Genomic DNA, 22,788 nt, shown 5'->3' with positions numbered 1-22,788 from the left:
CCATGCCGCAGCTCGAAGTCGAGGGCGCAGCTCTGACGTACGACGACGAGGGCCCCCGCGACGGTGACGGCGTACCCCTGGTGTTCATCCACGGCTGGACCGCCGACCGGCACCGCTGGGACCACCAGGTGGCGCACTTCGCCGAGCGGCGCCGGGTGGTCCGGCTCGACCTGCGCGGGCACGGCGAGAGCGGCGGGGCGGGGGTGCGCACGATCGAGGAGCTGGCGCGGGACGTGCTCGCCCTGCTCGACCACCTCAAGATCGAACGCTGTGTGCTGATCGGCCACTCCATGGGCGGGATGATCTCCCAGACGATCACCCTCGCCCACCCCGAGCGGGTCGAGCGGATGGTGCTGGTGAGCTCCATCAGCCGGATGACGTACAGCCGGGGGCGCGGGCTGCTGATGGCGACCTCGACCCTGGTCCCCTTCAAGCTGTTCGTCGCCACCAACATCCAGCGGGCGTTCGCCCCCGGCTACCCGCGTGAGGAGATCAAGCGGTACGTGCGCTCCTCCGGGGACACCCCGCGCGAGGTCGTGATGACGCTGTACGGCGCCATGCGCGCCTTCGACGTGCTGGACCGGGTCGGCGAGATCAGCACGCCCACCCTGCTGGTCCACGGCTTCCACGACATCCAGCTGCCGGTGAAGCAGATGCTGCGGATGGCCAAGGGCTACCCGGACGCGGAGGTCAGGATCATCGACGCCGGCCATGAGCTCCCGGTGGAGAAGCCCGCCGAACTGACCGCGGCGATCGACCGGTTCGTGACGGGCCGGGCGGCCTGAGGGCCGGGCGCCGGCGGTGGGCACCCGGCGCGGGAGGTTGGTGCCCCCGTGTGCCGGGTCCTCAGCCGTTCCCGTCGTCGGGGCCGCAGGAGCTGCCGTCGGCCGGCAGGGAGCCGTACAGCAGGAAGTCGTCCACCTTGCCGTGCACGCACTTCGAGGACGTGTAGCCGGTATGGCCCTCGCCCCTGTTGTCGAGCACCACGGCCGACGACCCGAGCCGCTTGGCCGTCTCCACGGTCCAGCGGTACGGCGTCGCCGGGTCGCCGCGGGTGCCGACCAGGAGCATCTTCGGGCCGGTGAGGTTCTTGACGTGGTCGCGGATGTAGGCGGTGCCCTTGGGGCGGCCGTAGCACATCAGCACCTGGGTGAGGCGGTACTCGCCGAACACCGGGGACGCCTGGTCGTACTCGGCGCGCAGCCGGGCGAGATCCTTGGTGACCTGCGCGGCGGTGGGACGGTCGGGGTCGTCCGCGCAGTTGATCGCCACGAGCGCCGCCGGGAAGTTGTCGACCGGGATGTCGTCCTCGTCGGCGAGGCCGCTGCCGGTCCGCGACCCGGACGGCGGCAACACGCCCTCTTGCCGGACCGGGGACACGTCCTTCCGTCCGGCCGGGAGCACACCCTTCTGTCCGGCCGGGAGCACGTCCTTCTGTCCGGCCGGGAGCACGTCCTTCTGTCCGGCCGGGAGCACATCCTTCCGCCCGGCCGGAAGCACGCCCTGCTGCGGGACCGGCAGCGGGCTCTGCCGCCCGGGGAGCGCGCCCTTCAACGGGACCGGGACCGGCAGTGCGCTGCCGCCGGAGACGAACTGCATGATCCCGCCCGTCGAGCCGTCCTCCACCAGCTCGGCCAGCGACCGTTCCAGCAGCGGCCAGAGCTTCTCGCTGTACAGGCCCTGGCTGAGGGCGGCCACGAGGTCCTGACCGGTGAACTGCTCACCGAAGTCCGTCGCCACCGGCTCCTCGTCGAGGGAGCGGACGAGCTGCACGATCTGCTCCCCGGCCGTGCGTGCGTCCTGCCCGAACGGGCAGGCGATGTCCTGGACGCACCAGTCGACGAAGTCGTCCAGCGCCACCTGCTGCCCGGCGGCACCGGCCACCCCCTGCTCGGCCAGCGGCTCGGTCAGCGTGTCCACCCCGTCGAGGGCCATCCGGCCCACCCGGTCCGGGAACCGGGCCGCATACACCGCGCCGAGCCGGGTGCCGTAGGAGAACCCCAGGTAGTTGAGCTTCTTGTCGCCGAGTACCTGGCGTATGACGTCCATGTCCCGGGCGGCGTCGACCGTGCCCATGTGGCGCAGCACGGGTCCGGAGTGCTGTGCGCACGCCTGGGCCGCCTCGCGCAGCAGACCGAGCACGGCCTGCGGGTCGTCGAGGGTGTTCCCCGCGTTGTCCGGCGCGCCCGCCGAGCCGCCGTACAGTCCGTCGCCGCAGGTGACGGGAGCGGACCGGCCGACGCCCCGGGGGTCGAAGGAGACCACGTCATAGCCGTTGGTCAGGCCCATGAAGTCCTTGCCGCCGATGGCCAGTTCGCTGACCCCGGAACCGCCGGGACCGCCGAAGTTGAGCAGCACCGAGCCGCGCGACTTCCCCGTCGCCCGGTAGCGGGCCAGAGCCAGGGAGATGGTGCCGGAGGCGGGCTTCGCGTAGTCGAGGGGGACCGTGACCTTGCCGCACTCCAGGTCCCGGGGCGCATCGCTGCCCCGGCACCGCGACCAGGTGATCTTCTGCTGGTAGAACCGGGACAGCTCGGGCCCGCCGTCGGCCGCGGCCGCCACCGGCAGCCCGCCGCCGAGCAGGGTGAGCCCGACGGCTGTGACAAGTGCGCGGCGCCGCAGGGCGGGCCGTGTTGACTGCTGTGCCGGCATGAGTGCCTCCAGCGCGCCCCACTGTGGTCCGGGCTCTTCCCGCTCACGATAGGCGGCGCCCGGAATACCCGCCTCCGGGCGTGCTGCCGCTGGTCCGGGCGCCATGGCCGGTGCTGTCGCCGGGGCCGGCGCCGTCGTCGGCCCCGGCCGTCGCGGCCCTCGTACCCGGCGGCGTCAGAGCGGTGAGCGATATGACGGTATTCATGCTAGTTCTACGGATCTGTCACTCGATGGGGTGAAAGCCCGATCGGCCATAACCACTCCGGTTCGACCCGCGTTCTCTCCGGTGCGGGTGAGCGCCCGCGACGATGTGTGGAAGGCAGGGAGACCTATGAGACGGGTAGCGCGAAACGGTGTGATCGCCGTGGCTGCCGCCTCCGGTGCGATGGCAGTCACGATTCCCGCGTACGCCGGTTCCGCGGCGGAGGGTTCCGCGGCCGGCTCGCCCGGTCTGATCGCCGGCAACACCCTTCAGCTTCCGGTGCACCTGCCGCTGAACGTGTGCGGGAACACCGTGAACGTCGCGGGGCTGCTGAACCCGGCAGCGGGCAACACCTGTGCCCACAGGGACTCGGCGCAGGCCGGGGCGTCGGGTACGTCCGGGACCTCGGGTACGTCCGGGACCTCCGGTGTCACCGGGGCGCACACCTCGGGCGGGGCACACGCGCACGGTGCGGCGGTGGATTCACCGGGGGTCGTCTCCGGCAACGGTCTTCAGTTGCCCGTGGACCTCCCGGTGAACGTCAGCGGCAACGCGGTCACCGCGGTCGGCATCGGCAACCCGGCCTTCGGCGACAAGTCCACGAACACCTCCGTGGACCAGTCGGAGGAGCCCGTCGAGCCCGTCGAGCCCGTCGAGCCCGCTCGGCCCGTGAGCCCGCCACCGGGGCGGACGGTCGTGCCGCCGAAGGAGCGCCAGGACCACCAGGAGAACCAGGTGCCCCGGCCCGTGTCGCACACGGGAGAAGAAACGGTCCCCTCCCTCGCCCACACGGGTTCGGACCAGACCCTCCCGGCGCTCGCGGGCAGTGCGGCCCTGCTGCTGGGCGGTGCCGCCCTCCATCGGCGCTTCAGGCCGCAGCGGCAACGCTGACCGCGGAGGCGACGCCGACCCGGGCGGGGCGGGGCGCAGCGCCGGGACGGTTCCGGTCCGGACGGAGGATCCCGGACGGGGCCCTCCGTCACACGGCGCCGAGGTGCGAGCGGCGGTGCGCGGCGCCCACCGCCTCGGCCGGGGGCGTGCCGCCCTCGGCCCGGGCGTACCGTCGGTAAATATGTTGAACCGGCTGTTCCGTGATGCTTGGGTCGGCGTGTGGATCACATGAACGGAACGGACCGGATGAACCGTACGCACGACGCGGAACGGGGGGCGCTGCTCGCCCTCTACGACCGGCTCATGCGGGAAGGAGCCCGACCGGACGGCCCCGGCACCCGCGTGGAACGCGTCGGGAGCGTGCTCCGCCAGGTCGCCTCCGCGCAGGAGTGGAACGGGATCGTCTGGTCGGCCCTGGACGCCGAGGGCGCCGACGCGGCGATCGCCGAGCAGATCGCCCACTTCACCGGCCTCGGCCACACCTTCGAATGGAAGATCTACGGGCACGATCTGCCGGTCGACCTCGGCGCACGGCTCCAGGCGGCCGGCTTCACCCCCGAGCCGACCGAGACGCTGCTGATCGCCGAGGTGGCGAAGTTGTCCCTCGACGCCGAGCCGCCCGCCGGCATCCGGCTGCTGCCGGTCACCGACGCCGTCGGCGTGGACCTGATGGCCGACGCTCACGAGCAGGCCTTCGGCGTGGACAGCGACCGGCTGCGGCACCGGATGCTGACCCGGCTGGCCGCCGACCCGGACACCCTCGTCGGCGTGGTGGCCCTCGCCGGCGACGTGCCCGTGAGCTCGGCCCGGATGGAACTGAACCCCGGCACGCCGTTCGCCGGGCTGTGGGGCGGCGGCACCGTCGAGAGCTGGCGCGGCCGGGGCATCTACCGGGCGCTGATCGCCCACCGCGCCCGCATCGCCGCCGACCGCGGCTACCGCTACCTCCAGGTCGACGCCACCGACGACAGCCGCCCCATCCTCGAACGCCTCGGCTTCACGCCACTGACCACGACGACGCCGTACGTGTACGTGCCTTAGAGCTCGGGGGCGGGTGACGGAGGCACCCTCGGGCCTCACAGGTCGCGCCGGTGCTCCACCGACCGGTGTGTGGGGAGGTATCCGAGGGCGTCGTTGACGGCGCGCATCGGCGCGTTGCCGTCCGCGGTGTCGGTGAGCAGCCCGCCCAGCTCCGGGTGCCGCTCGCGGGCCCGGCGGATCGACAGCGCCTTCATCCGGCGGGCGAGGCCGTGACCGCGGTGCTCCGGGAGGACCGCGGTTCCGTAGTGCTGTCCGTCGCCGCGGCCGTCGCCGGGGACGACGAGTTCGCTGAAGCCGACGACGGAGCCGTCCGCGCTGTCCACCGCGGCGACGGTGTGCAGCAGGTCGCCGCGGCGCGCCACCGCCTCGGCGGCCGCGACCAGGCGTTCCACGTCCCATACGACCCTGCCGTGGTCCGTGTCCCCCATCGGCATGTCGTCCATGGCCCGCCGGGCGTCGGCGTACGTCCGGGCCAGGGCGTCCGGCACGGTGCCGTCCCACTCCGTCAGCCGGTAACCCGGACCGGGGCGGTCGGCGGGGACGTCGAGCGCGGCAAGGTCGATGTCGGTCAGCGGCAGTCGCGCGTACGTCAGGGACAGTACGGGCCGAAAGCCCCGCGCCGCCAGGAACAGGTCGGCGGGTGAGCCCTGCTCGGCCTGGGCCAGCACCGAGCGCCGCCCCTGCGCCCGTGCCGCGGCCAGCGCGGCGTCCAGGAGCCGGGTGCCGACACCGCCCCGCCGCTCGGCGGGGTGCACCGAGAGTTCCAGCTCGGCCAGGTGCCGCTGCTCCTCGCGGTCGAACAGGCGCAGGAACGCGGATCCCAGCGGCTCTCCGGCGGGGCCGGCCGCCAGCCAGGCCAGCCGGTGGCCCGACGGTCCGGGCTCGGCTTCGGTGAGCGGGGTGATACGTAGGGACAAGACGGCTCCGTCAGGGTCGGGGCGGTGGTGGCGGACCACGGCAGCCAATCGTGACGGGGCGCCGCCCGCAACGGATTTGCGGGCGGCCGGATGCGTGACCCGCGCTACCGCCGTGCCCGGGACCTGTCCAGCGCGGCGACGCCGACCGCGGCGAGGCCGATCTGGATGAGCCACTCGATCCAGTCGACACCCTTGGTGTCGGCCACGCCGAACACGGAGGCGATCGCCGATCCGACGAACGCGGCCAGGATGCCCACGGCGATCGTCCACAGGATGCCGATGTGCTGGCGTCCCGGGACGACGAGCCGTCCGAGCACGCCGACGATGATGCCGATGACGATGGCACTGAAGATGCTGGAGATCTCCATTTCCGCCCCTTCTGGTCGGACCTCGCTTCACTGCATCTGCCCACTGGAGCGGGGTGCAGTCCCTTCCGGTTATTGCCCGCTCTTGATGGTCCGCCGACCTCGATGTCGTGTACCTTTCAGGCGTTCCACGCGTGTAGACACCCCCACCTTCGGTCTACGCGCGCAGAGTTGGCGCACGCACCCGCAATGTCCCCACCCCACACGGAGGTTTGACGGATGCTCGGATCAAGAAGGTCCCGCCGCAGACTCACCACCGGCCTCGCCGGTCTCGGGCTGCTCGTCACGGCAGCCGCCCTTCAGGTCACCACCGACGCGACGCCGGCCCACGCGGCCACCACGCACCGCGTCCTGTTCGACAACGCGCACGCCGAGACGGCCGGGAACGCCGACTGGATCATCTCCACCAGTCAGCCCGACCCGCTCGGCCAGAACTCCAGCCCCACCTCGGAGACTTCCTGGACGGGAGCGCTGTCGTCCTGGGGCGTGGCCCTCCAGAAGACCGGCAGCTACAGCCTGAAGACACTGCCGTCCGGCTCCAGCCTCAGCTACGGCGGCTCGACGGCGACCGACCTGGCGAACTTCGACACGCTGGTCCTGCCGGAGCCGAACACGCTCTTCACCACCGCCGAGAAGACCGCGATCATGAACTTCGTCAAGAACGGCGGCGGGCTGTTCATGATCTCCGACCACACCGGAGCCGACCGCAACAGCGACGGCTACGACGCGGTGGAGATCCTCAACGACCTGATGACGAACAACAGTGTCGACTCCACCGACCCGTTCGGCTTCTCCATCGACACGCTCGACGTCGGCTCGGACTACCCGACCGCGATCAGCGACAGCTCCAACGCGGTGCTGAACGGCTCCTTCGGCAAGGTCACCAAGAGCCTGATCGCCGACGGCACCACGGCCACCCTCAAGCCCGCCGACAACTCCTCGGTCAAGGGTCTGGTCTACCGCACCGGTTACTCCGGCAACACCGGCGCGTTCTTCGCGACCAGCACCTTCGGCAGCGGCCGCGTCGCCTTCTGGGGCGACAGCTCGCCCATCGACGACGGCACGGGTCAGTCCGGCAACACCCTGTACGACGGCTGGAACGACACCGGCGCCACCAACGCGGCCCTCGCCCTCAACGCCACCGCCTGGCTGGCGGGCACGGGCACCAGCGGCGGAGGCGGCACCACCTGCACCGCGAGCCAGCTGCTCGGCAACAACGGCTTCGAGTCCGGCAACACCGTCTGGAGCGCCAGCAGCGGCGTCATCACCAACTCCAGCAGCGAGGCGGCACGGACCGGTTCGTACAAGGCCTGGCTGGACGGCTACGGCACCGCCACCACCGACACCCTGTCCCAGTCGGTGACCATCCCCGCCGCCTGCACCACCGCCGCCCTCGGTTTCTATCTGCACATCGACACGGCGGAGACCACCACCAGCACCGCCTACGACACGCTCAAGGTCCAGGTCCTCAACAGCTCGGGAACCGTCCTGAGCACCCTGGCGACCTACTCCAACCTGAACGCCGCGAGCGGCTACACCCAGCGCAGCTTCAGTCTGGCGAGCTACGCCGGCCAGACCGTCACCCTGAAGTTCACCGGCGTCGAGGGCTCCACGCTCCAGACGTCGTTCGTGCTCGACGACACCGCGCTCAACGTCAGCTGACACCCCCCCCGCGGGCCTGGCCCCGGCCGGGCCCGCGGAATCAACCCGCCGGTACCGTCAGCTCCTTCGCGTTCCAGCCGGAGATCCGCACCCGGGGCGCCGGGCCGTGCGGACCGGCCGTGCGGTAGGTGGCGGTCAGTGTCGCCGCCTCGCCGGGCCAGAGGCTCACCTGGTTGTCCGACCAGCGCACCGGCAGCACCGGACGGCCGTTCGCGTCCACGAGACGGACGTCCGTCAGCAGCGACGGCGTCCGGCCGGCGCCCGTGTTGCGCACGGTCACCGTGGTCGTCGCGGTGCCGTTCCCCGACACCGTCGAGGCCGTCGCCGAGACCGGCACCCGCGCCATCGACGACAGCCCCGTCAGATCGGCGTAGCCCGTGGTCGGCGTGTGGTACCAGTCGCTGTGCGCCCAGTCGGGGGTGTCGGCCTTCCTGGAGAGCCAGTACAGGTTCCGTCCGACCTCCCGGCCGGCCCGGTCGGTCAGCACCAGCCGCGCCAGGTACGTCCGCGGCAGCCCGCTCACCGAGGCCGGCAGCGTGAGCGCCATCGTCTTCTCCGTCCTGGGCATCATGGGGATCTACCTGCTGCTCCAGATCGGCACGCTCGGCGTCGTCGACTGGCACCGGATGACCGATCCGGCCGACGTCGCCTCCACCTCGGTGGCGTCGGCGGTGCTGGAGGAGACCTGGGGCAGGGGCGCCGCCGACACGGTGACCGTCCTGATCCTGATCACGGCCTTCGCCTCGGTGTTCACCGGGCTGCTCGGCGGCTCGCGGGTGCCGTACGACGCCGTCCGCGACGGGGTGTTCTTCCGCCCGTTCGCCAAGCTCCACCCCCGGCACCGGTTCCCCGTGCCGGGCCTGGCCGCGATGGGCGCGATCACCGCGATCGGCTTCCTGATCGGCCGGCACACCGACCTGGCGACCCTGATCCAGCTGCTGACCACCGTGATGGTGATCGTCCAGGCGCTCGCCCAGATCGTCGCGCTGACGGTGCTGCGCAGGCGCCGGCCGACGCTCGACCGTCCGTACCGGATGTGGCTCTATCCGCTGCCGAGCGTCCTCGCCCTCGCCGGCTGGTGCGTCATCTACGGCTACGCCGACCGCAACTCCCCGGGCCGGCACCCCATCGAATGGTCGCTGGCCTGGCTGGCCCTCGGCTGCGCGGCGTTCCAGGTCTGGGCATGGCGGGAGAAGGTGTGGCCGTTCGGCGGGAAAGAGATCAGCGAACAGTACGACGCCACGGCCCAGCCGGAGGGGGAGCCCGCCGGAACCTGACCGGCCGTCGACGGGCGTCCGCGGGCTTCCGCGGGCGGACGCGGGCGGGCCGGTCCGTCGTGGAGACGCAGGCGGGCCGGCCCGCTGGATGCGGACCGGCCGGCCCGTCGACTCGCCTCCTGTGATAGTTGCGAGACTTTTATGGCTTGGGGATGCTGCGTGCCGCCGCCACCGCGCACATCAGGCCGAGGACGATGGCCAGCGCGCCGATGATGATGTTGTTCAGCACGACTCCGGTGTCGGGGCTCGTGCCGACGATCCAGGGCGCGATGATCATCCACACACCGAGGGCGCACATGGCCCAGCTCAGTCCGTACATCCGGGCCGGCGCGGCGGTGAACCCGAGGCCCAGCAGGCCGATGGCCACTCCCATGATCAGGTTGTGGGGCGCGAGCGCCGGCTGGCTCAGCGTGTAGTGGAGTATCCACGGGGACGCGGCGCAGTACAGGCCGAGCAGGAACACCGGCCCGTCCATGAGCACCACATCACGACCGCCGAGCACGCGGGCGTAGCGTTCCCGCATTTCGGCGGCATCCGGGTGAGTGGATATGTCACCCCTGGTCGGTGAGACGTGGGCCATGACCGTCTCCTTTGGCTGACAGGCCGAACCGCTGATGCGGTATGCGGCGAACACCGCTTACACCCCATTCTGCCCTTATTCATCACTTATGTGTAGAGGGTGGTGGGATCAGGTCGATCGAGACCCGTCCGGTCCGCCGGAAGAATGCCGACCGATGTTCGCGATGCTCGATGCATTGTTCGTGCATCGAAAATGACTTCGGGATCGCGGCGCGCGGTCACCCGCCTGCCCCGTGTCCCTTCAGGCGCACATGTCCTGCCGAAGGCTGCTGCGCAGTCGCAGCAGCCCACGCCGGGCGTGGCTCTTCACCGTGCCCAGGGGCAGGCCGGTGCGTTCCGCGATCTGGGCCTGGGTGAGGTCCTCGTAGAACGTCAGCCGCAGCACCCGCTGCTGGGGGGCCGGGAGCCGGGCCAGCTCGTGGTGGACGAGCACCCGGTCGAGGACGGCCTCGGGCTGCTGCCGCGCGGCGGGCGCGAGCGCGGGGCCGGCCGTGGCCACGAGTTCGGCGCGGCGGGTCCGGGCGCCGAGCGCGTCGGCGACCTTGCGCCTGGTGATGCCGACGATCCACCCCGCCAGCGTGCCCCGCTCCGGCCGGTAGCCCAGTCGGCCGCGCCAGACCCCCAGGAACACCTGCTGCGCGACGTCCTCCGCCTCCCTGGCGTCCCCCAGCGAGCGCCGGGCGAGCGTGTGCACCAGCGCCGACCAGCGGTGGCAGACGACGGCCAGGCAGGCCTCGTCGCCCGCCATCAGGCCACGGGCCAGTTCCTCGTCGGAGTACGACTCCTCCGGCCGGGTCCACAGCGGTGCGGCGGGCGGCGGCGCGGCGCTCGGATCCGGACTCATGACGGCGACTCCTCGCTTCGTACGGACCGGTCCGCGTCACCGTCGACGGGCCCCGGTACCGTCATCCTGCGAGCGGAGGAGCTGCCCGCTCAATGCGCATCGGTTGTGCATCGATCGACCGTCGTAGAGTCGGTTCATGAGCGAGTCCCCGAGCGGGTCCCCGGGCGGGATCCCGAGTGAGTCCCCGGACGAGTCCCCGGGCGAGGAGCCGAACGACGGTGCGGGCGGCGCGGGTCTGACCACCGGTGCGGTGGCTCGCCGGCTGGGGGTGTCGCCCACCACGCTGCGCTCCTGGGACCGCAGGTACGGCATCGGTCCCGCGGTCCGCTCCGGCGGACGTCACCGGCGCTGGACCAGGCAGGACGTGGCGACGCTGGAGGCGATGTGCCGGCTGACGTCCGCCGGGGTGCCGCCCGCGGAGGCGGCCCGCGCAGCGCAGAGCGAGGCGGCCGGTACGGCACTCCAGGCTGCCTTCCCTGCCGCTCCGGCCGTGTCCGGCGACCGGCGTGCGGCGGGTCGCGGTGGGTGGGCGGCGACCGGGTCGCTGCCCCTGGGCGACGTGCGTCAGGAGTGCCGGGGCCTCGCCCGCGCCGCCGTCCGGCTCGACGCCCCTGCGGTTCAGGAGCAGTTGGCCCGGGCCGTCGAGGAGCACGGCCTGGCGGTCGCCTGGCAGGAGGTGATCGTGCCGACGCTGCACGCGGTGGGACGCAAGTGGGCCTCGTCGGGAGATCGTTACGTCGAGGTCGAGCACCTGCTGTCCTGGCATGTCTCCGGCACCCTGCACCGGCACACCCGGCCCGCCGGACGGCACGGGGACGTCGACGCCGGTGCGCCGGGACCGGTGGTGCTCGCCTGCGTCCCCGGTGAACAGCACACCCTGCCGCTGGAGGCGCTCGACGCCGGACTGGGCGAACTCGGCGTGCCCACCAGGATGTTCGGGGCGGCGGTACCCGCCGAGGCACTGCTCGCCGCGGTCGGCCGGCTCGGGCCCGCGGCCGTGGTCCTGTGGGCCCAGGCACGCTCCTCGGCGAGCCTGCCGCTGGCCCAGCACGTCGCCGCCGCGCAGTGGGGCGTGAAGGGCGCCCGCCGACAGCCCCTGGTGATGCTCGCCGGCCCCGGCTGGCTCGGCCGGGCCACCCACGGAATGGCCAGGCCGAACACCCTGAGGGACGCGCTGGACGTACTGGCCGGCCTGTACGCCGGGTTCGGCCGCTAGGGCCTGTGGTTTGGATGGGCCTGTGGTTTGGATCAGCCCGGCGTCGCGGGGCGGTCAGGTCGGTGATGGCCGGCCTGATCCGAACGAAAGGCCCTGGCCGGCCCGGAAGGCGTGCCGACCGCGCCGCCCCCGTGCGCGGGCAGTACCCGCCCGGGGTGTGGGTCGGGCGCGTCCTCAGTCGCGTCCGCGGGCCTCCCGGAAGCGGGCGAGTCCCTCGGTGAGGTCGACGATCGGCTCCGGGTAGTCCACCGCCGCGCGCTCCAGCCCGCGGAGTTTCCACGGCTCGTGCACCGACGGCCCCTCGACGCCGGCCAGTTCGGGCACCCACCGGCGTACGTACTCCCCGTCGGGATCGTGCCGCTTCGCCTGGGTGACGGGGTTGAGCACCCGGTTGGGCCGGCTGTCGGTGCCGGTCCCCGCCATCCACTGCCAGTTGAGCTGGTTGTTGGCGACATCGCCGTCGACCAGCAGGTCCAGGAAGTGCCGGGCGCCGACCCGCCAGTCGACGTAGAGCGTCTTGGTGAGGAAACTCGCCGTCAGCAGCCGGGAGCGGTTGTGCATCCAGCCCTCGTACCGGAGTTGACGCATCCCCGCGTCGATCACCGGATAGCCGGTGCGGCCCTCCCGCCACGCCGTCACGTCCGCCCGAGCCGTGCGCTCGGAACGCCAGCGGTCCCGCTTGGTGCGGTAGTCGGCGGTGGCCGCCGCCGGGCGCGCGGCGAGCACCTGGCGGTGGAAGTCCCGCCACGCGAGCTGCCGTACGAACGCCTCGGCGCCGGGACCGCCCGCGTGGCGCGCCCGGTTGACGACCTCCACGGGGGAGAGGGTGCCGAAGTGCAGGTGCGGGGAGAGCCGGGAGGTCGCGTCCCCGCCGAGGTCGTCGTGGCCGGTCTCGTACGTATCGACGCCGTGGCGGAGCCAGTCCGTGAGCCGCTTGCGGCCCGCCGTCTCGCCGCCCGCGGCCAGTCCCTCCGACACCCCGGTGAGTCCCTCCCGGGACGGCAGTTCGTCGGAACCGACGCCGTCCGGGACCCGCACGGCGCGCGGCGCGCCGAGGGTGTCGCGCAGCGCCTGCCGCGACCACTGGCGGAAGTAGGGGGTGAAGACGGCGAAGTGGTCCGAGGAGGCAGGCGTCACGGCACCCGGCGGGACGGCCGTGCTCACCGTGTCGTGCACGTGCAGCCGTACGCCCTGGGCCTCCAGCGCGGCCCGCAGCCGCTCCTCACGCCGCTGGGCGAAGGCGCTGACGTCGGCCGCCATGTGCACCTCGTCCGCGTCCGACTCGGCCGCCGCCTTGCAGACCTGCTCGACGACGTCGCCGTGGCGCAGGACGAGCCGCCCGCCGCGCTCGCGCAGGCCCGCGTCCAGGTCCCGGAGGCAGTCCGCGAGGAACGCCAGCCGGTTGGAGGCGGCGAAACCGGCGCCGTCCACGGCCGGGTCGCGCACGAAGAGCGGCACGACCTGCCGGGAGCCGTCGAGGGCGGCGCGCAGCGGCGGATGGTCGTGCAGACGGAGGTCGGAGGTGAACAGGACGACCGAGACGTTCATGAGGCATGCTCCGGAGATGAGTGGGGGCCGCGGAGGTGTTTCCGGCCCGGGACGTCCGGTGGATGCGGGAGTACCCGAGTGCAGGTGTGCCCGACTGCGCGTGCAGCCGAGTGCGGGCGCGCCGGTGGGCTCGACCGCCGGTGTCGCCGACCGCGGGTGGCGCGGCGGACGCGGCGGTACGCCCTGGGGTGCCGGCGGTCAGCCCTGGGGTGCGTGGTCCCCGCCGAGGCGGACCGGGGTCGCCGCCGCGGCGCGGGCGATGTTGCGGGCCATCCCGCCGAACACGACGGCGTGGAAGGGGGAGACGCTCCACCAGTAGGCCTGGCCGAGCAGCCCGCGCGGATGGAACAGGGCACGCTGGCGATACCGGGTGCGGCCGTCGCCGTCCGCGTCCACGTACATCTCCAGCCAGGCCAGACCCGGCAGCCGCATCTCGGCGCGCAGCCGCAGCAGCCGTCCGGGCTGGATCTCCTCGACCCGCCAGAAGTCCAGCGAGTCGCCGACCCGCAGCCGTGCCGCGTCCCGCCGGCCCCGGCGCAGTCCGACCCCGCCGACCAGCCGGTCCATCCAACCGCGTACGGCCCAGGCCAGCGGGAAGGAGTACCAGCCGTTCTCACCCCCGATGCCCTCGATCACCCGCCACAGGGCCGCGCACGAGGCCTCGACCGGCTGCTCGCGCTCGTCGGTGTACAGGCTGCCCCCGGCCCAGTCCGGGTCGGTGGGCAGCGGGTCGCTCGGGGCGCCCGGCACGGAGGCGGACGACCACCGGGTCGTCACCTTCGCCTCGCGCACCCGGCGCAGCGCGAGCCGGACCGCCTCGTCGAAGCCGATCGGATGCCCCGGCAGGTCGGGGACGTACCGGACGATGTCGTGCTCGTGGCAGACGACCTCGTGCCGCAGCGACTCGGTCAGCGGCCGGGCGATCGCCGCGGGCACGGGCGTGACCAGGCCGACCCAGTGACTGGACAGGCCCGGGGAGAGCATCGGCACGGAGAGGATGAGTCGGCGCGGCAGCCGCGCGACGGCCGCGTAGCGCACCATCATCTCCCGGTACGTCAGGACGTCCGGCCCCCCGACGTCGAAGGTGCGGCTCACGTCCGCGGGCATCCGGGCGCTGCCGACCAGGACGCGCAGCACGTCCCGCACCGCCACCGGCTGGATCCGGGTGTGCACCCAGCTGGGGGTGACCATCACCGGGAGGCGTTCGGTGAGGTAGCGCAGCATCTCGAAGGAGGCCGACCCGGAGCCGAGGATGACGGCCGCCCGCAGCACGGTCGCCGGCACCCCCGAGGCGAGCAGGATGCGGCCGACCTCCGCCCGGGACCGCAGATGCGGCGACAGCTCGTGCTCGGGGACCTTCGCGGGGGTCAGGCCGCCGAGGTAGACGATCCGCCGTACGCCCGCGGCCCGGGCCTGCTCACCGAAGACCTCGGCGGCCTCCCGGTCCGTCCGCTCGAAGTCCTTGCCGGTGCCCAGGGCGTGCACGAGGTAGTAGGCGACGTCGATGTCCCGCAGGGCGTCGGCGACGGATTCGGCGTCCGTCACGTCGCCGCGGACCACCTCCGTCTCGCCCACCCACGGATGGTCGCGCAGCCGCTCGGGGGAGCGGGCCAGACACCGCACCCGGTGGCCCGCGCCGAGCAGTTCCGGGACGAGCCGGCCGCCGATGTAGCCGGTGGCGCCGGTCACCAGGCAGCGCAGCCCGGTTCCGGGATCGTCTGCGTTCATGTCCTTGCGGCCCTTCGCGTCGAGGCCCCCTCGATCGGCATCGATCCCCATCGATCCCTCCCGCATCACTTCCCCGCGCCGGACCCCTCCGGATGCGGCGTTCGGGTTTCTATACGCTGGCCGTGTGGCCACAGCGAACGACCGGGAGCAGCGCGCGCGGGGACAGCGGTCCCCCGACGACGCGGTGCCGACCGACCTGCCCGCCTTCGGCGTCCAGCTGCGCCGGATGAACGGTGAGATCAACCGTCTGATGCAGGGGTTCGCGGGGGAGCAGGGACTGCATCCGACGGACGTCCAGGCGCTCGCGGCCATCCTCGACGCCGACGGACCGATGACCCCGAAGCGGCTGCGTGAGCACCTCGGGCTCACCTCGGGTGCGGTGACCGCGTGCGTGGACCGGCTGGAGCGCGCGGGGCACATCCGCCGCGTCCGGGAGAGCGCCGACCGCCGGGTGGTCCACCTGCACTACGCGGCCGGGGCGATGCCGGCGGCCCGGACCTACTTCCGTCCGCTGGCGGACGCCACCGCGGCCGCCCGGTCCCGCTTCACCGAGGACGAGCTGGCGCTGGTCCTGAGCTTCCTGACGGCCCTGAACGAGGAACTCGCCGGGATCAGGGATCCCGGACACTGACGTGATCTGACGTGATCTGACGTGATCTGACAGGCGATCCGCAGGAGCGGCGAGTCGCCCGCGTCCCCGTGCGCCTGTGTGTTCGAACTTCCGCGTCCTCGCGCATCCGCGGGCCGGTCGACGGCGGAAGGGTGGGTGTCGTCTACGATCGTCGGCGGTCGATATATCTCAATCATCAAGATTGTTTTTCATTAAGATTATCTACCGCCGAGACACCCGTTCCCTCGGAGCACGGAGAACACGGAGAACCATGTCCACCACTGCACGACCGGCCCGCCGACTCGTCCGGCTCGTCCCCCTGGTCCTGCTCGCCGTGTGGCTCGGCGTCGGCGGACTGCTCGGCCCCTACGCCGGGCGGCTCGGCGAGGTCGCGACGAACGACCGCGCCGCGTTCCTGCCGCGCAGCGCCGAGTCGACCGAGGTCGTCGCCGAACAGCGGGCATTCCGGCAGGACGAGACACTGCCGGCGATCGTCCTGTGGACCGCCCCCGCCGACGCCGCCGCGGGTGCCCGGATCGCCGACAGCCGCGCGGCGGCCGACCGTGCGCTGGCCTCGCTCCCCGGCACACCGGGCGTCGTCGGGCGGGTGTCGCCCGCGATCCCCTCCGCGGACGGCGCGGCCCTGGAAGCCGTCGTCCAGCTGCGGCCCGACCTGGGAGCCGCACTTCCCGACACCCTCGAGCGGATCCGGTCCGCCGCGGCGCGTGTGCCCGGCACCACGGTCCAGCTGGCCGGACCGGCCGCCGCCCAGGCCGACCTGGCCGACGCGTTCTCCGGGATCGACGGTCTGCTCCTCGTCGTGGCCCTGGTCACCGTCCTGGTGATCCTGCTCCTGGTCTACCGCAGCCTGCTGCTCCCGCTGATCGTCATCCTCGGCGCGGTCTTCGCGCTGGGGCTCGCCTGCGCGTTGGTGTACCTGCTCGCCGACCACGACGTGGTCCGCGTCGACGGACAGATCCAGGGCATCCTCTCCATCCTCGTGATCGGCGCCGCCACCGACTACGCCCTGCTGGTGACCGCCCGCTTCCGTGAGGAACTCGCCCTGGGCAAGGACCGGTTCACGGCCGTCAGGGCCGCGCTGCGGCAGTCCTGGGGCGCCGTCGTGGCCAGCGCGGCCACCGTGGCCCTCGCGCTGCTCGCCCTGCTGTTCAGCGACCTCACCAACAACCGGGCGCTCGGACCGGTCGGCGCCATCGGCATCTGCTGCGCCGCGCTCAGCGCCCTGACGTTCCTGCCCGCGGCCCTCGTCCTGCTGGGCCGCGCCGCCTACTGGCCCGCGAAGCCCCGGACCGCCCGAGGTTCCGGTGCCGGAGAAGGGCTGTGGCACCGGGTCGCGCAGCTGGTCGACCGGTCACCCCGCAAGGTCTGGGCCCTCTCCCTCGCCGCCCTGCTGGCGTGCGCCGCGTTCGCCCCGGCCCTCGACTCCCGGGGCGTCCCCCAGGACGAGATCTTCGTCAACGACGTCCCCTCCGTCGCGGCTCAGAAGTCCCTCGGCGCCCACTTTCCCGGCGGTTCCGGCAACCCGACGGTGGTCGTCGCCGACGCCGGGGCACTGGACCGGGTGGTCGCGGCGGCCAAGGACACCGACGGCGTCGACTCCGCCGCCGGTGTGGCGAGCTCCGGCCGCCCCGGCGGCACGGCCCTGGTCGTCGACGGACGGGTGCTCGTCGACGTCACCCTCACCTCCGCCGCGGACAGCGACGAGGCCAAGCGGACCGTCGCCCGGCTGCGCACCACCCTGCACGCGATCCCCGGCGCGCACGCGGTCGTCGGCGGCTACACCGCCCAGCAGTACGACACCCTGCGCACCGCCGAGCGCGACCGCGGCCTCATCGTCCCCGTGGTCCTCGTCATCATCTTCGTCATCCTGACGGTGCTGCTGCGCTCGTTGCTGATGCCGGCGCTGCTCGTGGCCACCGTGGCGCTCAACTTCCTGGCCACACTGGGTGTCTCGGCCCTCGTCTTCCGCCATGTGTTCGGCTTCACGGGTACGGAGGCGTCGGTCCCGCTGTACGGCTTCGTGTTCCTGGTCGCCCTGGGCGTCGACTACAACATCTTCCTGATGTCCCGGGTGCGGGAGGAGTCGATGCGGCACGGAGTGCGCCAGGGCGTGCTGCGCGGTCTGGTCAGCACCGGCGGGGTCATCACCTCGGCGGGTGTGGTGCTCGCCGCGACCTTCGCCGCCCTCGGGGTCATTCCGCTGGCCTTCCTGGTGCAGATCGCCTTCATCGTCGCCTTCGGCGTGCTGCTCGACACCCTCGTGGTGCGCTCGCTCCTGGTCCCCGCCCTGGTGCTGGACATCGGGGCCAAGGCGTGGTGGCCGGGTCGGCTGAGCCGGACTCCCGCCCCGGACACCGCGCGGACCGGGGACGGCGGACCGCTCGGCACGGCGGACTCCGCGCCGAAGACGCAGGAGCACGCGCCGGGCTGACGGTCCGGCACGAGACCCGCACCCCGGTCGGCGGACATGGTCGCGCCGATCGGGGGCAGGCGGTCCTCACGGTTCTCACGGTCGATTCCGGAGGTGTCCGCCACCATGGGTGCGAAGGTGTTGCAGCGTTTTCCCGCGGGCGCCCCGCGGGGTTCCTGGCCCGCGGAGGAGTACGCGGCGGCCCGCCGCGCGCAGGGCGAGCCCGCGACCGTGGTCATGGACCTGAAGTCGGACGCCTTCCTCGTCGTGGTACCCGGCCACGACGAGGACTGACCACGACGACCGCCCCCGGACACCGCCGGTGAGGCGTCCGACTTCCTCCTGGTGGAGTCGGGTGCGGGGGTGCGGTGCGACAGTCATGGGGGAGATTTCTCAGATGTCCCGGCGCGGGGTGTCGATCCGGCGGGCCGCCGTTCGTGTAGGTGGTGGGGAAACGCCCGGACCGACCCACGACGCCAAGGAGTCCGCCATGAAGTACTACCTGCTCAGCGTGATCACCCCGACCGACGGAGAGCCGCCCTCGCCCGAGGGGATGGCGCAGATCCGGCGCAACCTGGAGACCTTCCACCAGGAGCTGCGCGAGGCGGACGCCTGGGTCTTCGCGGGCGGACTGCACGGCACGGAGACCGCCACCGTCCTGCGCCCCCAGGGCGACGACGTCCTGGTCACCGACGGGCCGTACGCCGAGGGCAAGGAGTATCTGGGCGGCATCTGCCTGATCAAGGCCCCCGACCTGGACGCGGCCCTGCACTGGGGCCGTCGGGCGACCTGGGCCACCACGCTCCCCATCGAGGTGCGCCCGTTCATGGGCGAGGCCTGATGCCACCCGACGTCGAGGCGGTCTTCCGCGCGGAGTACGGCCGCGCGGTCGCCGTCCTCGTCCGCTTCCTCGGCGACATCGACCTCGCCGAGGAGGCCGTCCAGGACGCCTTCACCACGGCCGTGCGCAGCTGGCCGCGGACCGGGGTGCCGCCGAGCCCCGCGGGCTGGATCATCACCACCGCGCGCAACCGGGCCGTCGACCGGCTGCGCCGCGAATCCACCCGGGACGCCCGGCAGGCCGAGGCCGCCCGGCTGTACGCCGCCGATCCGCCCGGCGAGGAGGGACCCGTGCGCGACGACAGGCTCCGGCTGATCTTCACCTGCTGTCATCCCGCGCTCGCTTCCCGGGCCCAGGTCGCCCTGACCCTGCGACTGCTCGGCGGACTGAGCACCGCGCAGATCGCCCGCGCCTTCCTCGTCCCCGAACCGACGATGGCCCAGCGCCTGGTCCGCGCCAAGGCCAAGATCCGCGACGCCCGGATCCCGTACCGCGTGCCCCGCGACGCGGACCTCCCGGACCGGCTGAAGGGCGTGCTGGCCGTGGTCTACCTGATCTTCAACGAGGGGTACACCGGGGATCCCGGGCTGTGCGCCGAGGCCGTCCGTCTCGGCCGCCTGCTGGCGGAGCTGATGCCGGACGAGCCCGAGGTCATCGGCCTGCTGGCGCTGATGCTGCTGATCGAGTCCCGCCGTCCGGCCCGGCTCGACGGCAACGGCGTCCTGGTCCCGCTGCCCGAGCAGGACCGCGCCCGGTGGGACGCCGGGCTGATCGCCGAGGGGCAGGACCTGGTGCGCCGCTGCCTGCGCCGCAACCGGCCCGGCCCCTACCAGGTCCAGGCCGCCGTCCAGGCCGTGCACGGTGACGCGCCGACGGCCGCGGCCACCGACTGGGGACAGATCCTGCGGCTCTACGACCGGCTCGCGGCCCTCGCCCCCGGTCCGGTCGTCGCCCTGAACCGGGCCGTGGCCGTCGCCGAGGTCCGCGGCCCCGGACCCGCCCTGGACCTGCTGGACGGCCTCGGCCTCGACGGCTACCACGTCTTCCACGCGGTCCGCGCCGACCTGCTGCGCCGCCTGGGCCGAACCGGCGAGGCGGTTCAGGCGTACGAGGCGGCGATCGCGCTCACCGACAGCCCGGCGGAGCGAGCCCACCTGGAACGCCGGCGCGGCGAGCTGGCAGGCGCACGGAACCAGGGAATGTATTTTGGTGCATGAAAGGTTGGCGACTACATCCAACTGCCCGGCCGCCGTGACGAGCCGACCGCCGGACGACCGAACCGGCGGGCCGAAAGGCCCGCTCACCACCAGCGAGGCACCGTGAACCAGACCCCCGAGCAGCCCGCCGCCACCGTGGCCCGGCTGCGCGCCACCTTCCGCACCGGCCGCACCAAGCCCGTCGAGTGGCGCACCGCCCAGCTGCGCCGCCTGCGGGACCTGCTCACGGAGCAGGGCGCCGATCTGGCCGCCGCCCTCCACGCCGACCTGGGCAAGAGCTCCACCGAGGCCTACCGCACCGAGATCGACTTCACCATCCGGGAGATCGACCACACCCTCGACCACCTGGACGGATGGCTGCGCCCCGAACCGGCCCCCGCCCCGGCACACCTCGGCGCCGACGCGACCGCCTGGACGCAGTACGACCCGCTCGGCGTCGTCCTCGTCATCGCGCCCTGGAACTATCCGGCCCAGCTGCTGCTCGCCCCGCTGGTCGGGGCCCTGGCCGCCGGCAACGCGGTCGTCGTCAAACCCAGCGAGCTGGCACCGGCCACCTCCGCCGTGATCGCCGCGCTGCTGCCCGCGTACCTCGACACCGACGCGGTCGCCGTCGTGGTGGGTGGCGTTCCCGAGACCACGGCCCTGCTGGCCGAGCGCTTCGACCACATCTTCTACACCGGCAACGGCACCGTCGGCCGCATCGTGATGCGTGCCGCCGCCGAGCACCTCACCCCCGTCACCCTGGAACTCGGCGGCAAGTCACCGGCGTTCGTCGACCGCGACACCGACCTCTCGGTGGTCGCCGACCGGCTGGCGCGCGGCAAGTTCCTCAACGCCGGCCAGACCTGCGTCGCCCCGGACTACGTACTGACCGATCCGGAGACGGCAGCCGCCCTGGAGCCCGCGCTCACCGCGGCCGTCGAGGCGCTGTTCGGCACCGACCCGGCCGCCTCCGGCGAGTACGGCCGCATCGTCAACGAGCGCCACTTCGACCGGCTCTCCGGGCTGCTCGACTCGGGCCGGACCGTGGTGGGCGGAGGCAGCGACCGTACGACGAAGTACATCGCGCCGACCGTCCTCGCCGATGTCGACCCCGAGTCGCCCGTGATGCGGGAGGAGATCTTCGGTCCGATCCTCCCCATCGTCACCGTGCCGGGCCTGGACGAGGCGGTCGACTTCATCAACGACCGGGACAAGCCGCTCGCCCTGTACGTCTTCACCGAGTCCGCCGCCACCCGCAGGCGGATCGCCGCCGAGACCTCCTCGGGCGGCCTCGGTCTGGGCCTCCCGCTGGCCCATCTCACCGTCCCCGACCTGCCGTTCGGAGGCGTGGGGGAGAGCGGCACGGGCAGCTATCACGGCCGCTACTCGATCGAGACCTTCAGCCACCGCAAGGCGATCCTGGAGAAGCCGCTGAGCTGAACCGGGCGGGCGCGGGCGCGACCGCCGGCGAGGGCGGCGGCGCGGGCGAGGGGAGCGGACGACGGCGAGGAGGGGCGGGCACGGGCGGCTCAACGCCCCGTGGCGGAAGTCCGGCCGACCGGCGGCCCGGCCCACTTCCCGTCCGTCATGAGATGCCGCCCCGGCAGCTCGTGCACCCCGCACCAGGCCTGCACCGCGCGCGGACGCACCCGGAAGTACGCGTACACCGCAGGATCCGCGCGAGGGTCCCAGCCGGTCTTCGTCCGGAACGCGTCCGCCGCCGCCCGCGGCACGTCCGCCGCGGCGAACGTCTCCACGTCACCGTCCACGAGGACGACGTCCTCGGTGTCCCCGAACGCCAGCCGGGCCCGCCGGCCGTCGCGCAGATTGCGGCCGGTGGGATTGGCCGGTCTGGTGGACAGCCACAGCGCCTCGCCGTCCCAGACGAACCACAGGGCCACCAGACACGGCAGCCCGTCGGCGTCCGCGGTGGCGACCCAGACGTCCCGCTCCCGCTCCAGCCGGTCCCGTACGTCGTGCCGGCGCTGTTCGAGGGTGCGAGGCGTGCCCGTGGTCGTCATGGTGGGGACGCTAGCGGGCGGCATCGCCGCCGCACCTCGGGCCGGAGGCGGAGAGTGGCCCGGTCCGCGGACCTACGTCGGGCCGGAGGACCCGTGCCGGACGACCCGTGCCGGACGACCCGTGCCGGACGACCCGTGCCGGACGACCCGTGCCGGACGACCCGGAGCGGGTAACTGGCGTGCACGGAGTTTTACGTATAACCTCACCCGTCAATCGCACGTACCGAAAGGCCCCGATGAGACGCATCGCCCTGGTCACCCTCGTCGTCGACGACTACGACGAGGCGATCCGCTTCTACACGCAGGCGCTCGGATTCCGCCTCGTCGAGGACACCCCGCGCCCCGACGGCTCGCGCTGGGTCGTGGTGGAACCCGGGACGGCCGATGCCGAAGCGCCGGGCACCGCGCTGCTGCTCGCGCGGGCCAAGGACGACGCGCAGCGCGGCCGGGTCGGCGACCAGGCGGGCGGGCGGGTCGGCTTCTTCCTGCACACCGACGACTTCGCCCGCGACCACGCCCAAATGCTCGCCGCGGGCGTGACCTTCCTGGAGGAGCCGCGCCACGAGCCGTACGGCTCGGTGGCGGTCTTCGAGGACCTGTACGGAAACCGCTGGGACCTGCTCCAGCCCGCCGGCTGAGCCTGCGCCCGCCGCACCCGCTGCCGCCACGGCTCCTGCCGCCGTACGATCTTCCGCCACGGCCCCTCCTGCCGTACCTTCTTCCGCCACGGCCCCTCCCGCCACGGCCCCCTGCTTCCGCCGCGG

20 protein-coding genes and 2 pseudogenes are annotated in these 22,788 nt (G+C 72.9%); 13 read left to right on the top strand and 9 right to left on the bottom strand.

The genetic code is table 11. From position 1 onward, the window contains the following. The first annotated feature begins 2 nt into the window (after positions 1-2). Positions 3-785, top strand: coding sequence for an alpha/beta fold hydrolase (locus ACZ7OY_RS19795; RefSeq protein WP_471912537.1), 783 nt, complete (start codon positions 3-5; stop codon positions 783-785). Between the two features lie 61 nt (positions 786-846). On the opposite strand, the gene ACZ7OY_RS19790 is transcribed toward ACZ7OY_RS19795, so the two are convergent. Continuing rightward, entirely contained in the window at positions 847-2,652 is a 1,806-nt protein-coding gene (locus ACZ7OY_RS19790; RefSeq protein ID WP_471912536.1) for an alpha/beta hydrolase, read from the bottom strand. 385 nt (positions 2,653-3,037) lie between these two features. Here ACZ7OY_RS19790 and ACZ7OY_RS19785 point away from each other — a divergent pair, with 385 nt between their 5' ends. Beyond that, a complete protein-coding gene (locus ACZ7OY_RS19785) occupies positions 3,038-3,745 on the top strand; it encodes a chaplin (protein WP_471912535.1) in 708 nt (235 codons plus the stop codon). A 246-nt stretch (positions 3,746-3,991) separates the two neighbouring features. After that, the gene (locus ACZ7OY_RS19780) at positions 3,992-4,786 is read left to right on the top strand and encodes a GNAT family N-acetyltransferase (RefSeq protein ID WP_471912534.1); all 795 of its coding nucleotides are present in this window, start codon (positions 3,992-3,994) and stop codon (positions 4,784-4,786) included. A gap of 35 nt (positions 4,787-4,821) precedes the next feature. Here the strand turns inward: ACZ7OY_RS19780 and ACZ7OY_RS19775 are convergent, their stop codons facing one another. Both ACZ7OY_RS19775 and ACZ7OY_RS19770 read right to left on the bottom strand, forming a co-directional pair. Further along, positions 4,822-5,703, bottom strand: a complete 882-nt coding sequence (locus ACZ7OY_RS19775; protein WP_471912533.1) for a GNAT family N-acetyltransferase — start codon at positions 5,701-5,703, stop codon at positions 4,822-4,824. A gap of 104 nt (positions 5,704-5,807) precedes the next feature. Beyond that, positions 5,808-6,071, bottom strand: a complete 264-nt coding sequence (locus ACZ7OY_RS19770; protein ID WP_471912532.1) for a GlsB/YeaQ/YmgE family stress response membrane protein — start codon at positions 6,069-6,071, stop codon at positions 5,808-5,810. A gap of 216 nt (positions 6,072-6,287) precedes the next feature. On the opposite strand from ACZ7OY_RS19770, the gene ACZ7OY_RS19765 reads away from it, so the two are divergent. Beyond that, on the top strand, positions 6,288-7,730 hold the full coding sequence (locus ACZ7OY_RS19765; protein ID WP_471912531.1) for a hydrolase: 1,443 nt from the start codon (positions 6,288-6,290) through the stop codon (positions 7,728-7,730). A gap of 40 nt (positions 7,731-7,770) precedes the next feature. On the opposite strand, the pseudogene ACZ7OY_RS19760 reads toward ACZ7OY_RS19765, so the two are convergent. Continuing rightward, a pseudogene (locus ACZ7OY_RS19760) lies at positions 7,771-8,274 on the bottom strand (exo-beta-D-glucosaminidase); the annotation flags it as partial. On the opposite strand from ACZ7OY_RS19760, the pseudogene ACZ7OY_RS19755 reads away from it, so the two are divergent. Continuing rightward, a pseudogene (locus tag ACZ7OY_RS19755) lies at positions 8,273-9,007 on the top strand (APC family permease); the annotation flags it as partial. The pseudogenes ACZ7OY_RS19760 and ACZ7OY_RS19755 overlap by 2 nt on opposite strands. Before the next feature lie 139 nt (positions 9,008-9,146). Here the strand turns inward: ACZ7OY_RS19755 and ACZ7OY_RS19750 are convergent. Next, positions 9,147-9,587, bottom strand: a complete 441-nt coding sequence (locus ACZ7OY_RS19750) for an SPW repeat protein (RefSeq protein ID WP_471912530.1) — start codon at positions 9,585-9,587, stop codon at positions 9,147-9,149. Positions 9,588-9,827: 240 nt separating this feature from the next. Next, on the bottom strand, positions 9,828-10,430 hold the full coding sequence (locus tag ACZ7OY_RS19745; protein WP_471912529.1) for a sigma-70 family RNA polymerase sigma factor: 603 nt from the start codon (positions 10,428-10,430) through the stop codon (positions 9,828-9,830). 136 nt (positions 10,431-10,566) lie between these two features. On the opposite strand from ACZ7OY_RS19745, the gene ACZ7OY_RS19740 reads away from it, so the two are divergent. Beyond that, a complete protein-coding gene (locus tag ACZ7OY_RS19740) occupies positions 10,567-11,646 on the top strand; it encodes a MerR family transcriptional regulator (protein ID WP_471912528.1) in 1,080 nt (359 codons plus the stop codon). Between the two features lie 174 nt (positions 11,647-11,820). Here ACZ7OY_RS19740 and ACZ7OY_RS19735 read toward each other — a convergent pair whose 3' ends face one another. Continuing rightward, the gene (locus ACZ7OY_RS19735) at positions 11,821-13,194 is read right to left on the bottom strand and encodes a cryptochrome/photolyase family protein (RefSeq protein ID WP_471912527.1); all 1,374 of its coding nucleotides are present in this window, start codon (positions 13,192-13,194) and stop codon (positions 11,821-11,823) included. A 198-nt stretch (positions 13,195-13,392) separates the two neighbouring features. Continuing rightward, positions 13,393-14,922, bottom strand: a complete 1,530-nt coding sequence (locus tag ACZ7OY_RS19730; RefSeq protein WP_471912803.1) for an SDR family oxidoreductase — start codon at positions 14,920-14,922, stop codon at positions 13,393-13,395. Between the two features lie 124 nt (positions 14,923-15,046). Between ACZ7OY_RS19730 and ACZ7OY_RS19725 the strand changes: the two genes are divergently transcribed. The 6 genes from ACZ7OY_RS19725 (at position 15,047) to ACZ7OY_RS19700 (ending at position 21,443) form a co-directional block, all read left to right on the top strand. Beyond that, positions 15,047-15,553: a MarR family winged helix-turn-helix transcriptional regulator gene (locus ACZ7OY_RS19725; protein WP_351601149.1), complete on the top strand. Its 507-nt coding sequence runs from the start codon at positions 15,047-15,049 to the stop codon at positions 15,551-15,553. Between the two features lie 250 nt (positions 15,554-15,803). Then, positions 15,804-17,984: an MMPL family transporter gene (locus ACZ7OY_RS19720; RefSeq protein WP_471912526.1), complete on the top strand. Its 2,181-nt coding sequence runs from the start codon at positions 15,804-15,806 to the stop codon at positions 17,982-17,984. Positions 17,985-18,089: 105 nt separating this feature from the next. Then, positions 18,090-18,257: a hypothetical protein gene (locus tag ACZ7OY_RS19715; protein ID WP_351601143.1), complete on the top strand. Its 168-nt coding sequence runs from the start codon at positions 18,090-18,092 to the stop codon at positions 18,255-18,257. Between the two features lie 196 nt (positions 18,258-18,453). Next, positions 18,454-18,804, top strand: a complete 351-nt coding sequence (locus tag ACZ7OY_RS19710) for a YciI family protein (protein WP_351601140.1) — start codon at positions 18,454-18,456, stop codon at positions 18,802-18,804. Continuing rightward, positions 18,804-20,021, top strand: a complete 1,218-nt coding sequence (locus tag ACZ7OY_RS19705; protein ID WP_471912525.1) for an RNA polymerase sigma factor — start codon at positions 18,804-18,806, stop codon at positions 20,019-20,021. The genes ACZ7OY_RS19710 and ACZ7OY_RS19705 overlap by 1 nt, the downstream gene beginning before the upstream one ends. 102 nt (positions 20,022-20,123) lie before the next feature. Then, the gene (locus ACZ7OY_RS19700) at positions 20,124-21,443 is read left to right on the top strand and encodes an aldehyde dehydrogenase family protein (RefSeq protein ID WP_471912524.1); all 1,320 of its coding nucleotides are present in this window, start codon (positions 20,124-20,126) and stop codon (positions 21,441-21,443) included. An 89-nt stretch (positions 21,444-21,532) separates the two neighbouring features. On the opposite strand, the gene ACZ7OY_RS19695 is transcribed toward ACZ7OY_RS19700, so the two are convergent. Continuing rightward, the gene (locus ACZ7OY_RS19695) at positions 21,533-22,024 is read right to left on the bottom strand and encodes a pyridoxamine 5'-phosphate oxidase family protein (protein ID WP_471912523.1); all 492 of its coding nucleotides are present in this window, start codon (positions 22,022-22,024) and stop codon (positions 21,533-21,535) included. Positions 22,025-22,260: 236 nt separating this feature from the next. On the opposite strand from ACZ7OY_RS19695, the gene ACZ7OY_RS19690 reads away from it, so the two are divergent. Continuing rightward, a complete protein-coding gene (locus ACZ7OY_RS19690; RefSeq protein ID WP_471912522.1) occupies positions 22,261-22,662 on the top strand; it encodes a VOC family protein in 402 nt (133 codons plus the stop codon). Positions 22,663-22,788 lie beyond the last annotated feature (126 nt).

It is taken from the genome of Streptomyces sp. NPDC107559 (genome assembly GCF_055657365.1).
Note: the sequence above shows the minus strand (reverse complement) of the source record. Positions and strands in the feature narration are given on the sequence as shown.

Excerpts from the sequence above, each read along its gene's own strand:
- ACZ7OY_RS19715 (WP_351601143.1), top strand. The coding sequence starts at position 18,090 with ATGGGTGCGAAGGTGTTGCAGCGTTTTCCCGCGGGCGCCCCGCGGGGT.
- ACZ7OY_RS19740 (WP_471912528.1), top strand. The coding sequence starts at position 10,567 with ATGAGCGAGTCCCCGAGCGGGTCCCCGGGCGGGATCCCGAGTGAGTCC.
- ACZ7OY_RS19780 (WP_471912534.1), top strand. The coding sequence starts at position 3,992 with ATGAACCGTACGCACGACGCGGAACGGGGGGCGCTGCTCGCCCTCTAC.
- ACZ7OY_RS19735 (WP_471912527.1), bottom strand. The coding sequence starts at position 13,194 with ATGAACGTCTCGGTCGTCCTGTTCACCTCCGACCTCCGTCTGCACGAC.
- ACZ7OY_RS19705 (WP_471912525.1), top strand. The coding sequence starts at position 18,804 with ATGCCACCCGACGTCGAGGCGGTCTTCCGCGCGGAGTACGGCCGCGCG.
- ACZ7OY_RS19795 (WP_471912537.1), top strand. The coding sequence starts at position 3 with ATGCCGCAGCTCGAAGTCGAGGGCGCAGCTCTGACGTACGACGACGAG.
- ACZ7OY_RS19785 (WP_471912535.1), top strand. The coding sequence starts at position 3,038 with ATGGCAGTCACGATTCCCGCGTACGCCGGTTCCGCGGCGGAGGGTTCC.
- ACZ7OY_RS19790 (WP_471912536.1), bottom strand. The coding sequence starts at position 2,652 with ATGCCGGCACAGCAGTCAACACGGCCCGCCCTGCGGCGCCGCGCACTT.
- ACZ7OY_RS19720 (WP_471912526.1), top strand. The coding sequence starts at position 15,804 with ATGTCCACCACTGCACGACCGGCCCGCCGACTCGTCCGGCTCGTCCCC.
- ACZ7OY_RS19695 (WP_471912523.1), bottom strand. The coding sequence starts at position 22,024 with ATGACGACCACGGGCACGCCTCGCACCCTCGAACAGCGCCGGCACGAC.
- ACZ7OY_RS19690 (WP_471912522.1), top strand. The coding sequence starts at position 22,261 with ATGAGACGCATCGCCCTGGTCACCCTCGTCGTCGACGACTACGACGAG.
- ACZ7OY_RS19730 (WP_471912803.1), bottom strand. The coding sequence starts at position 14,922 with ATGAACGCAGACGATCCCGGAACCGGGCTGCGCTGCCTGGTGACCGGC.
- ACZ7OY_RS19765 (WP_471912531.1), top strand. The coding sequence starts at position 6,288 with ATGCTCGGATCAAGAAGGTCCCGCCGCAGACTCACCACCGGCCTCGCC.
- ACZ7OY_RS19750 (WP_471912530.1), bottom strand. The coding sequence starts at position 9,587 with ATGGCCCACGTCTCACCGACCAGGGGTGACATATCCACTCACCCGGAT.
- ACZ7OY_RS19745 (WP_471912529.1), bottom strand. The coding sequence starts at position 10,430 with ATGAGTCCGGATCCGAGCGCCGCGCCGCCGCCCGCCGCACCGCTGTGG.
- ACZ7OY_RS19710 (WP_351601140.1), top strand. The coding sequence starts at position 18,454 with ATGAAGTACTACCTGCTCAGCGTGATCACCCCGACCGACGGAGAGCCG.
- ACZ7OY_RS19770 (WP_471912532.1), bottom strand. The coding sequence starts at position 6,071 with ATGGAGATCTCCAGCATCTTCAGTGCCATCGTCATCGGCATCATCGTC.